Source organism: Streptomyces sp. CBMA29 (assembly GCF_014596445.1).
In the GTDB taxonomy this organism is placed as follows: domain Bacteria; phylum Actinomycetota; class Actinomycetes; order Streptomycetales; family Streptomycetaceae; genus Actinacidiphila.
In genome coordinates this window covers 1-13452 of the sequence record NZ_MECL01000052.1, presented here as the reverse complement: position 1 = coordinate 13452, position 13452 = coordinate 1, and the positions used below count along the sequence as shown (strand labels likewise).

Below are 13452 nucleotides of genomic sequence, written 5' to 3'. Positions count from 1 at the left end.
GAATCCATGCATCCTGCGCGGTCATTTCTCGACCACGTCTTCCCCAAGGCGAACTGACGAAGGCAAAGCGGAGGTAGAGACTTCGCCCGGTCCCTGTATTGACGTGACCGCGTCACCCATAGTGGCGGTTCGGTGCCTCAGTCACCCCACCTGGCACCGCAGGCACCACTGCATCCGCAGGCCCCCAGGTAACCCACCACAGGAGGCAGTTCGTTGCGCATCACCCTGAATCCGGCGATACGTCGCGCCGGTCTACCCCTCACCGCGGTCGCCGCTCTGGCCGCTTCCGCGCTGGCTCTCACCCCGTCCGCCGTCGCGCAGACGCCGGCCGCCGCGCAGCCCGTCCACACCGCGCGGGCCTGTGCCACGCCTGCCAAGGCGGGCGACATGGCCTGTAAGGCGCTGCGTGTCACCAGCGGCACCGTGCACGCCGCGCGGACCACCACGATCTCGCCGGACGCGGCCACCGCCGCCACGCCGTCGGGCTACGGTCCCACCGACCTGCGCGCCGCCTACGGCCTCACCTCGGCGGCGTCCGCCAACGGCAGCGGCGAGACGGTCGCGATCGTCGACGCGTACGACGACCCCAACGCCGCCAGTGACCTGGCCGCCTACCGGTCGTACTACGGTCTGCCCGCCTGCACGGTGGCCAGCGGCTGCTTCAAGAAGGTGAGCCAGACCGGCTCCACCACGTCCCTGCCCAGCGCCGACGCGGGCTGGGCCGAGGAGATCTCCCTCGACCTGGACATGGCCAGCGCCATCTGCCCGAAGTGCAACATCCTTCTGGTCGAGGCCAGTTCCGCCTCCATGGCCAACCTCGGCAAGTCGGTCAACGAGGCCGTCGCCCTGGGCGCGAAGTTCGTCTCGAACAGCTACGGCGGTTCCGAGTCGTCCTCCGACACCAGCTACGACTCCTCGTACTTCAACCACCCCGGTGTCGCGATCACCGTCAGCGCCGGTGACTCCGGCTACGGCGCCGAGTACCCCGCGGCCTCGAAGTACGTGACCGCCGTCGGCGGCACCAACCTCAAGAAGTCGTCCACGACCCGCGGTTGGACCGAGACGGTCTGGTCCGGCTCCGGCTCCGGCTGCTCGGCCTACGACGCCAAGCAGTCCTGGCAGAAGGACACCGGCTGCTCCAAGCGGACCATCGCCGATGTCTCGGCGGTCGCCGACCCGGCCACCGGTGTCGCGGTCTACGACTCCTACGGCGTCACCGCCGGCTGGTACACCTTCGGCGGCACCAGCGTCTCCTCGCCGATCATCGCCTCGGTCTACGCGCTGGCGGGCAACCCGTCCTCCGGCTCGTACCCGACGTCCTTCCCGTACGCCCACACCACGGCGCTCAACGACGTGACGAGCGGCTCCAACGGAAGCTGCTCCGGCAGCTACCTGTGCACCGGCAAGGCCGGTTACGACGGTCCGACCGGTCTCGGCACCCCGATCGGGACGACGGCCTTCGCGGGCTGACCCTCCCGTTCCCCGCGGGCGGGGCGGACCGACACCGGTCCGCCCCGCCCGTGCGCCGTCCTCCGGCTCCGCCCGTCAGGCTTGTGACGGCCCGTGGGACGGCTCGGCCGCCTCCGGAGCCGTCGCCCAGCGGATCGTCCTGGTCAGACCGTGCCCCGCGAGCCGGACGCCGGTCGCCTCGGTGATCGGCGGATACGGCAGCCGCAGCGGGCCGCGGGCCCACGAAGGGAGCAGCCCCACCGCGCCCGCGGCCAGGATCGCGTACGGACCGCGGGCGGCCCAGGGCAGCGGCGGGTCGAGCAGCAGGAAACGCGCGGCGTCCCGCGCCTCTGCCGTGGTCCGCAACTCCGGCCGGTACGCGGCGAGCCGGGCGGTCAGCGCCGCGTGGTCGCGCGGCGGGTCGAGGACGCCGAGGGCTTCCGCGCCCCGCGCGGTGTCCGCCACGGAGGCGTCACGGCCCGCGGCGTCCAACGGCCGCGCCCCGTAGCGCTGATGAGCGCGCAGGAAACCGTCCACCTCGGCGACGTGCACCCAGCCCAGCAGATGCGGATCCGCGCCCGGTTCTCGGCCCCGCGGGCCCCGCCACCCGCGCCAGCAGTTCCGCGCGCAACCGCTGCCGCACGGCTGGGACGCCGGGAATGTCCAGAATGCTGACGGTCTTGTCGCCACTGTACGACTCGGGCGTGAACGCGGTCGCGGACAGAGGTGTCGGCCAGGCCCCGCCGGAGATGATGGGGGAGGGAAGGGGCGGCCGGACCCTGGCGGTACGCGGGGTGCGGCGGCTCACGGACGGACGTACCTGCGCGGGAGAGGCGGAACGCGATGACGACGGCTGAGGCGGGCGCGCTCGGGGACGAGCTGCGCATCGAGCGGGCTCGCGCACTGGACCCGGGAGCGGCGCACGCGCTGCTGGCCGCGCTGGTCAAGGGCGGCGCCCCGCTCGGCTGGCTGGAGCCGCCAGGGCCCGAGGAGATCACGGCCCTGGTCGACCGGATCCTGACCTCCGTACGGGCCGGTGACGGGTCGCTGCGCGCCGCGTATCTCGGCGAGGATCTGGTCGGGTTCGGCTACTGGCTGCGGTACTCCCGCCCCACCCACCGCCCCCACGCCGACCTGGAGCGGCTGGCGGTGGACGGCGCCGCCCACGGCCACGGCATCGGCCGCGCCCTGACCGCGACGCTCGTCGCCGACGCCCGCCGGGCCGGGATCGAAGTGCTCACCCTCGACGCCCGCAGCGACAACACCCGCGCCATCGGCCTCTACGAATCACTGGGCTTTCGCGAGTACGGCCGCCTGCCGGACTTCGTGGCGGTCGGGCCGCGCCGCTACGACAAGGTGTTCCACATGCTCGACCTCCGCCCCGGCCGCCACGGCGGCGGCGCGGAGAACGCCGCTCAGGGCAGCCGCAGCGTCACGTAACGGATCGTGTCGCCCGGCAGCAGATACCGCTCGACCTCGACGAAGCCCTGCCGCAGCGCGAAGCGCAGCCCGTCCTGATGGGACTCCAGCACCACCGTCTCGACGGCGCCCGGCCGCAGCTCCCGCGCGTGCGCGAGTCCGCGCGCGTACAGCTCCCGGCCGAGGCCCCGCCCCCGGTGTGCGGTGAGGACCCGCGCGATGACCGTGACCACCGGCTCGTCGTCCGTCGGCGGCCGTACCGTCATGTTTCCGACCAGGACGCCGTCGAGGTAGGCGACCTCCAGGAGGTGGCGCCCGCTGCGCTCCCGGACGTCGTCCAGGGACAGCGGATGCGTGGGGATGACCGTGTTGTGGACGGCGCGCCAGTCCTGGACGAAGGAGTCGGGGCGTACGCGTTCGACGCGAAGTGTGCTCACCGGCACAGCGAAGCGGGCGCGCCCCGGGGCGTCAACCGTGATTCGGGGCGCGGCCCGCCGCTCAGGCGGTCGACGTCCAGCGGATCTGCGTGCTGCACAGGGACACGACCAGCGCCGAGGCGGCCACGGCGCCCAGGCCCCAGACCAGACCGGTCGCGTTGGCGATGAAGCCGATCACCGGCGGCCCCGCGAGCAGCCCCGTCGTACCCATCGTCGCGACCAGCGTCAGCGCGTCCGAACCCTGACCGGCCGCCGCCACGTACACGCACGGCGTCACGGCGGCGATGCCCAGGCCGACCGCGGCGAAGCCGATCAGCGCCGGGACCACGCCGCCGCTGAGCAGTGCGAGGGCCAGGCCCGCCGCGGCCAGGGCGCTGCCCGCGCGGACGATCAGGCCGTCGCCCCAGCGGCTGCGCCAGCCGTCGGCGAAGAGCCGGGCGAGCACCATCATGACCGAGACGACGGCGATGCCCATGGGCGCCAGTTCGGCCGAGGCTTTGGCGACGTCCTTCATGTAGATCGCCGACCAGTCGTTCATCGCGCCCTCGGTCACCGTGCCGAAAGCCATCGCGCAGCCCATCCACAGGGTCATACGGGCGGGCAGCGTCCACGTGCCGCGGCTCTTGGCGTCCCGCTCCTTCGTGCCCCGCTCCTTCGCGACCGCGACCGCGACCGCGTCCTCCGCCTCCTCCGCCTCCTCCGTCTCGGCCGCCTCGACCTTGGCCGCGACCTGCTCCCGCGTCAGCAGGCCGGTCCTGGCGTACGCGGTCAGCAGGAGCAACAGGACGGCGGCGGCGCCGAAGTGCACCGCCATCGTGGAGGTGACGGTGTTCATGCCGGAGGCGAGCAGGGCCGCGCCGAGCGAGCCGCCGCTGAAGGTCGCGTGCAGTTTGGCCATGGCGTTGCGCCGGTGGACGGCCTCCAGCGCGGCGCCCTGCGCGTTCATCGCGACGTTCAGGCAGGCCACGAGCACACCGTCACAGCCCATGATGAGCAGCGCGACCGGATAGTTCGGCATGACCGACAGCGGGATGAGCAGCAGCGTCAGGCCGACGGCCGAGAGCAGCGACAGCAGCCGCGACCCCAGCCGCCGCATCAGCATCGCCACCAGCGGGAAAGCGGCGGCGGCGCCGATGCCGGTGGCCATGAGCAGCAGCCCCACCTGCGCGGCGGTCAGGTCCAGATGCGCCTTGATCGCGGGCAGCCGCGACGCCCAGGTGGCGTACTGGAAGCCCAGCGAGAAGAAGAGCGCCCCGATCGCCAACTGCCCGCGCCGGAACGGATCGTGAACGTGCAACACAGGCGTTATCCCACTTCGTTTCGCGTTGGTGTCCCGCTCAGCAGGCCGCTGGTCGGCGTCGGACTCTCGACGGTCGGCGCGGTCGGCAGCGCCATGGACATGTACACCGAACCGGCCCCGTAGCTCGCGGAGTTCACGACCTCCTTCTGGGCGGCGAAGCCGTTCGCCGCCCAGAAGGTGTGACTGCCGCCGACCGCGACGAGCGACATCTGCTCGTATCCCTGCTGGAGCGCCCGCCCGGTGAGGTGGTGCAGCAGGCGTTTTCCCAGGCCCCGGCCGCGCAGATCCTCGGCGATGACGAGGTCGTGCACATGCAGATTGCGCGAGTGGAAGACCACCTCCTCGCCGCGGGCGAGGTCGGGCGACTGCGACACCGGATACGGCAGCGCCAACAGGTAACCGGCGAGCCGCTGTTCGACGTCGAGGACGAAGCACGTCGTCGGCGAGGCCCATGCCTTCGACTCCAGCGCGGCCCGTCCCTCGGACAGACCGAGGGACGTATAGGCGGCGGCTTCGAGCGCGACGAGGTCCGCCCAGTCACCGTCGCCGACGGGGCGGACGCGCGCGTGATCCGTCACCGCGCGCCGGGATGTCTCGCGGTCGCTCACCTGTCGTGCTCCTTCCGCGGGCGGCCCGGCCGGTCGCCCGCGCCGCGTACGCACACGTACGGCAGCGGGCTGAAGCCGTTGAACCCCTGGGTCATGTAACTGACGGCGTAGGCACCGCTGGACAGCACCCACACCGGGTCGCCCGACTCGACCGACTCGGGTACCGGGACCAGGCTGTGCTCGCGCGAATAGGCGTCGTCGCTGTCACAGGTCGGACCGGCCACGGTGGCCTCGACGCGCGGGGTGTCGGGGTGGGTGGGGAAGACCAGCCGGTACTGCAACTCGTCCATCTCGTACAGGCCGTTGAACTTCCCGCAGCTCAGGTACAGCCAGCGGTGGGCCGTGCCGTCCGCCGTGTGCCGGGTGGACAGCCGGGAGACATGCGCCCGGACGGCCCCGTGGTCGGCGACCAGGTGGCGGCCCGGCTCCATCACGAAGCCCAGGCCGTCGCCCGCCGCCTCCCGGCACCGCTGCATGCCCTCGCGGATGACGGCGAAGATCTTGTCGATCGGCGGGTCGAGCGGCCTGCCGCGCTTGTCGAGATAGCCGAGCGCGGGCAGGCCGCCGCCCAGATTGACGTACCGCGGCGGCATACCGCGCTCGCCGAGCACGGTCAGCGTGTCGACCAGCTGCTCGAACGCCCGCTGCCACGCCTCGGCCGTCATCTGCTGCGAACCGACGTGCACGGAGAGCCCGGCCGGCCGCAGCCCGGACTCCCGCGCCTTCTCCAGCACGGCCACGGCGTCCTCGGCCGAGCAGCCGAACTTGTTGCTCAGACCCCAGAGCGCTCCGTCACCGTCGGTCGCCAACCGGCAGAACACCCGCGAGCCCTGGGCGTGCGCCGCGACGGCGGCGACATCCTCCAGACTGTCGGTGGCGAAGTCCCTGACACCGAGGCGATAGGCCGCCGCGATGTCCCGGTCCGACTTGACGGTGTTGCCGTAGTGAATTCTGCCGACCGCGACGCCGGAGCGTACGGCCTGCTCGATCTCGTTGATACTCGCCGCGTCGAATCCGCTGCCTTTCGCGACAAGACAGGCGAGCACTTCGTCCACGGGACAGGATTTCATGGCGAAGCGCACCGAAACTCCCGGCAGCTCACGCAGCAGGGAATCGTAGCGTTCCTCGATACCGCTGAGATCGAAGACGATCCGGTCCTCGGCGGCGGCCGACAGAGCGGCGAACAGTGAGACGTTCTCGTGCGTCATGTGCGGTGTCAGCCAGGCAGCCGCTGGAGTGTGCCGAGGTCCGTTTCTCTGCTCGCCCGAATCATCGCCGACCACATATCCGTCAACAGGGCGTAATCCTCGATGTCCCCGCGGGCCTCGTCCAGCAACCGCTCGCGCCGCTCCGCCAGCGAGTCCGCGAATTCCGCGTACCTGCCGCCGAGCTTTCGGTAGGACCGGTCGAGGATGTCCAGCCGCTCCACATTCTCCGCACGGTCCAACAGGGCGCTGTCCCGGAGCAATTCGGCGACCGCGCCCACCCGTATCCGGTGGTCGTCGTCCAGCAGCGCGGAACCGGCCTCGGCCATCCGGTCGTACACGGCGTTGAGATACAGCATCGACAGGAAGAATTTGGCGAAGCGCAATTGATACGCCATGAACCCGGCGTCCGTCTTCCGTTCACCCGTGTAGTAGTTGACGATGTTCCGGTTGTGCAGGACACCGGGCAGCGTCGCGTCGTGGACGAGGTGGATCAGGAAGTAGTCGCTGCCGATCGTGTCCGTCGCGGGCATCAACGGGACCTGCTCGTGGACCCCGTGGAAGGCGATGTTGCACATGTCCACCCGCATCGGGTCGACCAGGGTGAGCGTCGAGTGGTCGCCCGCGAAGGGCTCGTGCCCCGCGCCCTTGAAGGACTCGTCGACCAGTTCCCGCTTCTTCCGCGACGGCCAGTGGACCGGTGCCCACAGCCCGACCACGTCGTAGTAGGCGTCGCGGTCGAGCCGGTGCATCTCCTCAATGTCGACGGACATCTCGCCGATGAAGGAACTGCCCACCATGGAGACGGTCTTGCCGGTGTGCGCGTCCGCCAGGTCGGTCTCGGTCACCCCCGCCGCCGCGTCGCCCGCCCGCTTGCCGAGCGACATCAGCTCATGGTGGACGGGGAAGACCGGCAGACCGTCCACGGACTGGTAGCGGCTGTCGGAGTCCCTGCGGTGCACGGACTCGCAGCCCAGCGCCGCGGCGATCAGGAACGCGCGGTTGGTGCAGGCGCCGTACGAGAGCCGGGCGGGCAGCATCAGATCCAGCATCAGCTCCGGCTTGTCCGGCGCGGCCCGCTCGATGACCCGCCGCAGGAAGTCGCGCTGCTCCGCCTCGCCGAGGTGGTGCACGACGACGCCCGGTACGGCGGGCAGGCCGCGCACGACCCGCGCGTGCTGCTCGCGGGCGCCGGCGTCGGAGGAGTCCAGGACCAGCAGACGCACCTCGACGTCGAAGTGCGTGGCGGCGTGGGCCGCCTCCTCGTGCACCGCCGATATCGTTGTCGCGCAGGGCCTGTCGGTGGGAAGGGTCAGGCAGATTCGGCGCATGTCCGCTCCCCGGTCCCCTGGTCCGCGGGCTGCTGCTTCCAGGAGTCGCGGCCCAGCAGCCTGGCACCGAGGTCGGTCAGCTCCGCGGGTCCGTAGCGCAGGGACTCGTGCCGGGTGGCGTCGCCGACCAGCGTGCCGTTCCACTCCGGAGTGCTGAGCGTCCGCCAGGAGTTGACGCGCGACTCCCGCAGCTCCTGGTGCGACTCCAGGGCGGGCATCATCGAGAGGTACTGGGCGGCGCGGACGCCGTTGTCCGAGGTGTTGGGCGCGACGCCGTGCGCGAGCAGCCCGTTCCAGATCAGCAGGTCACCGGCCTTGAGATCGGGCTGGATGACGGGGTATTCGGCGCGGTCGACGCTCGGCCGGATCGGGTCGCGGTCCTCCGGCTGGAGCGCCTTCCACTCCTCGAACCGGTGGAAGAGGTCGGGCGAGCACTGGAAGCCGCCCTGTTCGGGCTTGGTGTCGTTGAGCGCGATGATTCCCTGGACGCGCTGCGGGAGCACGTCCAGCGTGGTGTCGATGTCCCAGTGCAGCTTGATGTCGAAGCCGCGCTCGGTCGGCGCGATGTGGGCGCGGTCCCGGTTCTTGACGTTGGGCGGATTGAGGTTGAGCCGGTCCAGCGTCACCCACAGCTCTTCGCAGTCCCAGACGTCGGCGAAGGCGTCATAGACGCGCTGCGACTGCCGGCTGTCCCACATGAGCTGGTGCTGGTAAGCCTCGACGAAACCGTAGATGTGCAGTTCCCTGTCGAGATCCGAGCGGAACTCCCGCTCCTCGTACCAGGTGTCCGGGCGGGCCGGATCGAGCCCCTGGAAATTCCAGGCGAATTCCAGCAGCTCGTCCGCCGCGAGGGCGGGTATCGCCTGTCGCACCACGACGTATCCGTAGGTCTGCCAGAAAGTGAAGTCCTCCTCCGACAGCACACGGAGTTTCTGTGTCTTGCGGAGGTTGCGCAGCGGAGTCGGTGTGAGGTAGGTCTCGCCGTCCGAGCTGAAGTACGGGCGTTCGGAAGAGGCTCGAAAAGAATGATCAGGCGCCGACAAAGCAGTCGCTCCAGGGTTCGGTTCTCTGATGCGGATCGCCCCCGGGCTTTCCTTCGGCCGGGACGGATCGGCCGTGTGGGGACAGGCAATCGCGTCCGGTGCCGAGAGTGGTTCTGGGCGACCGCCACTACATGTGCCTACGCCAAAGCACGGCGGAACCGTGCGTTGCCGTCGGTGGGCGAGTGGATGCGTACGGCAACGGACGTTCGCAACTTGCCCATCATTCATGGCACTACGCCGCGCTTGTCGCTCGCTGAACTCGCGTCCCACTAAAATGGATTAGACCAACCGCCCATGTCAACCGTGGAGTTGGCGTGTCGCGTCGCCCGGAGGCGGCGATTCGGCCACCTCGTCGCCGTGCGCGATCCGGGCCCTACCGCGGGTGACCTGGCCTCCCCGGCGGCGACGGACCAGGTCAGGCGCGGTCTCCCGGACGCCCCGGCCGATGTGGCCGGTGTACGTGCGTCAGGCACTTGACACCCCAGATCACGCTGGGCGAGTATCCGGATGGTCTGTACCAATGTCCGCCGTGTCACAAATGCGTTGGCTCTACGTGGAAGGCCCAGTTGATGTCCTCCAGCACGCCCGACAAGGAGCTGCGACGACTCGCGCTCTCCGTCCTCCAGCCCGGCTTCGTGGGGACGGAGGCGCCGGAGTGGGTGCTGCGGGCCATCGGTGACGGCCTGGCCTCCGTCGTCCTCTTCTCGCGCAATATCGCCTCGCCCCAGCAGGTGGCCCGGCTGACCGCGCAACTGCGCGCCGAGAACCCCGCGTTGGTCATCGCGATCGACGAGGAGGCCGGGGACGTCACCCGTATCGAGTCCTCGACCGGCTCCACCCGGCCCGGCAACTTCGCGCTCGGCGCCGTGGACGACCCCGACCTCACCGAGTCCGTCGCCCGTGACCTCGGCCGCCAACTGCACGCCGCGGGCGTGAGCCTCAACTACGCGCCGAGCGTGGACGTCAACTCCAACCCGGACAACCCGATCATCGGGGTGCGCTCCTTCGGCGTCGACGCCGGTCTGGTCGCCCGGCACGCGGGCGCCTGGATCCAGGGCCTCCAGTCGGCCGGAGTCGCCGCCTGCGCCAAGCACTTCCCCGGCCACGGGGACGTCGCCGTCGACTCCCACCACGGCCTGCCCAGCTACGACGCCGACCTCACGACCATCGCGGCCCAGGCACTGCCGCCCTTCGAGGCCGCCGTACGCGCGGGCGTGCGCGCCGTGATGAGCGGTCACCTCCTCGTGCCCGCCTACGACCCGCACTTTCCGGCCACCCTCAGCAGCCGCACCCTCAACGGGCTGCTCCGCAAGGAACTCGGCTTCGACGGCCTGATCGTCACCGACGCCATCGAGATGGGCGCCGTCACCGACCGCTACGGCATCGACGGCGCCACGGTGAAGGCCGTCGTCGCGGGCTGCGACGCGGTCTGTGTCGGCGGCGAGAACTCCGGGGCCGACACCGTCGACCTGCTCGCCGACGCGCTCGCCGACGCCGTACGGTCGGGCGACCTCACGCAGGCGCGGCTGGAGGAGGCGTCCGAGCAGGTCCGCGCCTTCGCCGAGTGGTCGACCGGCCTGGCGCGAGCGGTTCCGGTCAATCCGGTCAGCGGCGACATCGGCTACGTCGCCGCCCGCCGCGCCATACGCCTCGGCGGCTCCGCGGGCGACGTCCTCCCGCTGACCGCGCCCCCGCACGTGGTCGAACTGGTGCCGTCCACCAACCTGGCCATCGGCAAGGAGACCCCGTGGGGTGTCGCGGCCCCGCTGCGCGAGCGGCTGCCCGGCACCACCTTCGTCCGCGTCCACCACCAGGAACTCGCCGCCGACTCCGCCCTCCTGGAGTCGTACGGGCTCGCGCCCGCCGCCGGGCGCCCGCTGGTCGTCGTCGTCAGGGACGCCTCCCGCAACAAGTGGATGGGCCGCGCGCTCGCCGAACTCGCCGGGGCGCGTCCGGACGCGATCGTCGTCGAGATGGGACTGCCGGGCGACTCCGTCCAGGGCGCCGCGCAGATCTTCACCCACGGCGCGACGGCCGCCTCCGGTGTCGCCGCGGCGGAAGTCCTGGTGGGCTCCCGGTAGTCGGGCCCGGCTCCGGCGGGGTCCGCGCCGTGGGCGGGTCCGACGGCCACCGGGGGATACTTGGCCCGAGGTGGCTCGCGGCCGGAGACTCCGGGGCGAGGCCACCGCGGTGCGAGGGGGAGCCGTGATGCGGACGATGTTCGATCGTGACGATCTGTCGCCGCCGGACCGGTTGGCCGCCCTCAACGAGCTGTTCGTCACCAGCGAGCACCCGATGAGCCTGTCCAGCCGGGAGGCGGAGGACTTCAGGGCGTCGGCCAGGACCGTCGACCTCGCGGCGGTGAACGTGGTCGAGCTGAAGGTCTCGCCCTCGCAGGTCGTCCGCACGCCGAAGATGGTCCGGCAGGCGGATCCGGAACTCCTCTGCGTGGCCATGGCGGCCACGGGCAAGCTCGTCATGAGCCAACTCGGCCGCGAGGCGGTCCTGGAGGCGACGGACATCGCCCTCTACGACAGCTCGCGCCCCTTCGGACTCCAGCTCGGCGCGGGCGGCGAGCCCACCACACTGGTACGCGTCCACATCCCGCGCGCACAGCTCGGACAGCCCGCCGACCGGATCGAACGCCTGCTGGTCCGGCCCCTGCCGGGACAGGCCGGATTCGCGGGCATGCTCGCGCACTTCCTCACCGGCCTGACCACACAGGCGGCCTACCGCCCCGACGACCTCGGGCGGCTGGCCCGGATATCCGAGGACCTGCTGACCGCCGTCGTCGCCCACCACCTCGACGCGGAGGCCGCCCTCCACGAGGATTCACGCCGACGCACACTCCTGCTGAGCGTCGAAGCCTTCGTCCAGCAGCATCTGCACGACCCCGACCTCTCCCCGAGCCACGTCGCCGACGCCCTGCACGTCTCGGTCGGCTATCTCCACCGGCTCTTCACCACGCGCGAGACCACCCTCGCGGCCTGGATCCGCCGCCTCCGCCTGGAGCGCGCCCGCCGGGACCTGCGCGACCCCGCTCTCCAGGACATCCCCGTTCACCGCATAGCCGCCCGCTGGGGATTCAGGGACCACTCCACTTTCACCCGTTCCTTCCGCACCGCCTACCACATCTCGCCGCGCGACTACCGCCACGCGACGGGGAGCAGGGGTCCCCGAATGTAACGGCAGGCAACAGTGCTGTCCGCGAACGCCGCTTTTCCTTGACGCCCCTCGGCGCGGAACGGGACTATGCGGGGGCTCGCCCACGGTCGCGTCGTGACCGTGATTCGCGGGCGCACCGATCTCATGAACGGGGTGGAAAATGACGGGGACATACGAACAGAGACCGGATTCTCCGGGGCGGCGTAAATTCCTCGGAAGGACGCTGGGAATCGCGGCCGGCCTGGTGGGCGGCACCCTCGCGCTCGGCGGTGAGGCACAGGCCGAGAGCGGGCTGGGCTGGCGTTTTTGCCAGCAGTGTTTCGTGATGTTCTGCGGCCAGGGCACGAACGGCCAGGGCCGCTGCGTCGTCGGCGGGAGCGGCCACGTCGCGCAGGGATTTCAGTTCAGCAACATGCCGACCGGGTACACCGAGACGCCGAACGACCAGTCGTACTGGAATTTCTGCGGCAACTGCTACAACATGTACTTCAGCTATTACGGCCCCGGGCTCTGCGCCGGAGGCAATGGTCACCGTTCTCTCGGCGCGACCATGCTCCTGCGCCACGACGTCCCCGAGACACCCACCGCACAAGCACATTGGCGATTCTGCTACCGCTGCTTCTGCATGTTCTACGGCGGCTACCCCACCAAGGGCAGGTGCGCCACGGGCGGCATTCACCAGGCGCAGGGATTCGATTTCGTGCTCCCGCACGCCTGAGCCCGCACGTCTGAGTCCGCACGCCTGAGTCCCCACGTCTGAGTCCGCACGTCTGAGTCCGCACGCCTGAGTCCGCACGCCTCTTACGCGTCAGGACTGTCCACCTCGCCGTCCCCGTCCGCCGCGGCGATCTCGCCCAGCGGTACGGGGAAGGCCAGCGGGCGGGTGGCCAGGCCGCGGTGGTCGGCGGCGGTGGCGGGGCGGCCGGTGAGGGCGGCGCTGATCGCGGTGGTCGCGAAGCCGCACATCCGGCCCTGGCACATGCCCATACCGGGGCGGGCGAGCTGCTTGAGGGTGCGCGGGTCGTCCGCGCCCAGCGTGCGGTGGGCCTCGTCGAGCGCCGCGAAGGTGACCTCCTCGCAGCGGCAGACGACCGTGTCGGGCGTGAGCCACGCCGTCCAGTGCGCCGGGACCGGATGGGCGGTGTGCATCGCCGCGGCGAAGCGGCGGCCCCGACCGATGCCCGACCGCAGACGGCGTACGGCGCCGCGGTCGTAGGACCGGCCCAGGTCGGCGGCCACGGCGAGGCCGCTCAACCGGCCTTCGCGCAAGGCGAGCGCGGCGCCCCCGACCCCGGTGCACTCCCCGGCGAGGTAGACGCCGGGCACGCTCGCGCGCTGCCACGCGTCCACCACCGCGACCAGCGAGCCGTCCACGTCCACCCGCGTCCGCGCGCCCAGCGCAAGCGGCAGTTCGAGAGCGGGGGTGAAACCCCAGCCGAGCGCCACCAGATCCGCCGCGATCTCGGTGGCGCGCGCGGTGACGGGGCGGCCGTCG

The 13452-nt window shown here is 71.1% G+C and carries 11 protein-coding genes and 2 pseudogenes; 5 read left to right on the top strand and 8 right to left on the bottom strand.

Annotation, left to right across the window (positions count from 1 at the left end):
- Window positions 1–213 precede the first annotated feature (213 nt).
- Window positions 214–1470 (top strand): peptidase S8, encoded by a 1257-nt coding sequence (locus tag BGM09_RS07590; protein WP_188280672.1) that lies wholly within the window; start codon window positions 214–216, stop codon window positions 1468–1470.
- A gap of 75 nt (window positions 1471–1545) precedes the next feature.
- Here BGM09_RS07590 and BGM09_RS07585 read toward each other — a convergent pair.
- Window positions 1546–2025, bottom strand: a pseudogene (locus BGM09_RS07585) (oxygenase MpaB family protein); the annotation flags it as partial.
- A 267-nt stretch (window positions 2026–2292) separates the two neighbouring features.
- Here BGM09_RS07585 and BGM09_RS07580 point away from each other — a divergent pair.
- On the top strand, window positions 2293–2889 hold the full coding sequence (locus tag BGM09_RS07580; protein ID WP_188280670.1) for a GNAT family N-acetyltransferase: 597 nt from the start codon (window positions 2293–2295) through the stop codon (window positions 2887–2889).
- On the opposite strand, the gene BGM09_RS07575 is transcribed toward BGM09_RS07580, so the two are convergent.
- From BGM09_RS07575 to BGM09_RS07550, 6 genes are all read right to left on the bottom strand, one after another.
- Window positions 2865–3305, bottom strand: coding sequence for a GNAT family N-acetyltransferase (locus BGM09_RS07575; RefSeq protein WP_188280669.1), 441 nt, complete (start codon window positions 3303–3305; stop codon window positions 2865–2867). The two genes, BGM09_RS07580 and BGM09_RS07575, sit on opposite strands and share 25 nt — an antisense overlap.
- 61 nt (window positions 3306–3366) lie before the next feature.
- Window positions 3367–4605: an MFS transporter gene (locus tag BGM09_RS07570; protein ID WP_188280668.1), complete on the bottom strand. Its 1239-nt coding sequence runs from the start codon at window positions 4603–4605 to the stop codon at window positions 3367–3369.
- A 5-nt stretch (window positions 4606–4610) separates the two neighbouring features.
- Window positions 4611–5213 carry a GNAT family N-acetyltransferase gene (locus BGM09_RS07565; RefSeq protein WP_317452583.1) on the bottom strand — a complete coding sequence of 201 codons (603 nt, stop codon included), beginning with the start codon at window positions 5211–5213 and terminating at the stop codon, window positions 4611–4613.
- Window positions 5210–6421, bottom strand: a complete 1212-nt coding sequence (locus BGM09_RS07560; protein WP_188280667.1) for a type III PLP-dependent enzyme — start codon at window positions 6419–6421, stop codon at window positions 5210–5212. Before BGM09_RS07560 ends, BGM09_RS07565 begins: the two co-directional genes overlap by 4 nt.
- A gap of 8 nt (window positions 6422–6429) precedes the next feature.
- Window positions 6430–7749: a DUF6271 family protein gene (locus tag BGM09_RS07555; protein WP_188280666.1), complete on the bottom strand. Its 1320-nt coding sequence runs from the start codon at window positions 7747–7749 to the stop codon at window positions 6430–6432.
- Window positions 7731–8792, bottom strand: a complete 1062-nt coding sequence (locus tag BGM09_RS07550; RefSeq protein WP_223186471.1) for a phytanoyl-CoA dioxygenase family protein — start codon at window positions 8790–8792, stop codon at window positions 7731–7733. The genes BGM09_RS07555 and BGM09_RS07550 overlap by 19 nt, the downstream gene beginning before the upstream one ends.
- Window positions 8793–9361: 569 nt before the next feature.
- On the opposite strand from BGM09_RS07550, the gene BGM09_RS07545 reads away from it, so the two are divergent.
- The 3 genes from BGM09_RS07545 (at window position 9362) to BGM09_RS07535 (ending at window position 12675) form a co-directional block, all read left to right on the top strand.
- On the top strand, window positions 9362–10873 hold the full coding sequence (locus BGM09_RS07545) for a glycoside hydrolase family 3 protein (RefSeq protein WP_188280664.1): 1512 nt from the start codon (window positions 9362–9364) through the stop codon (window positions 10871–10873).
- A gap of 136 nt (window positions 10874–11009) precedes the next feature.
- Entirely contained in the window at window positions 11010–11978 is a 969-nt protein-coding gene (locus tag BGM09_RS07540) for a helix-turn-helix domain-containing protein (protein ID WP_223186470.1), read from the top strand.
- A gap of 139 nt (window positions 11979–12117) precedes the next feature.
- Window positions 12118–12675: a hypothetical protein gene (locus BGM09_RS07535; RefSeq protein WP_188280662.1), complete on the top strand. Its 558-nt coding sequence runs from the start codon at window positions 12118–12120 to the stop codon at window positions 12673–12675.
- Between the two features lie 83 nt (window positions 12676–12758).
- Here BGM09_RS07535 and BGM09_RS07530 read toward each other — a convergent pair.
- A pseudogene (locus BGM09_RS07530) lies at window positions 12759–13452 on the bottom strand (FAD/NAD(P)-binding oxidoreductase); the annotation flags it as partial.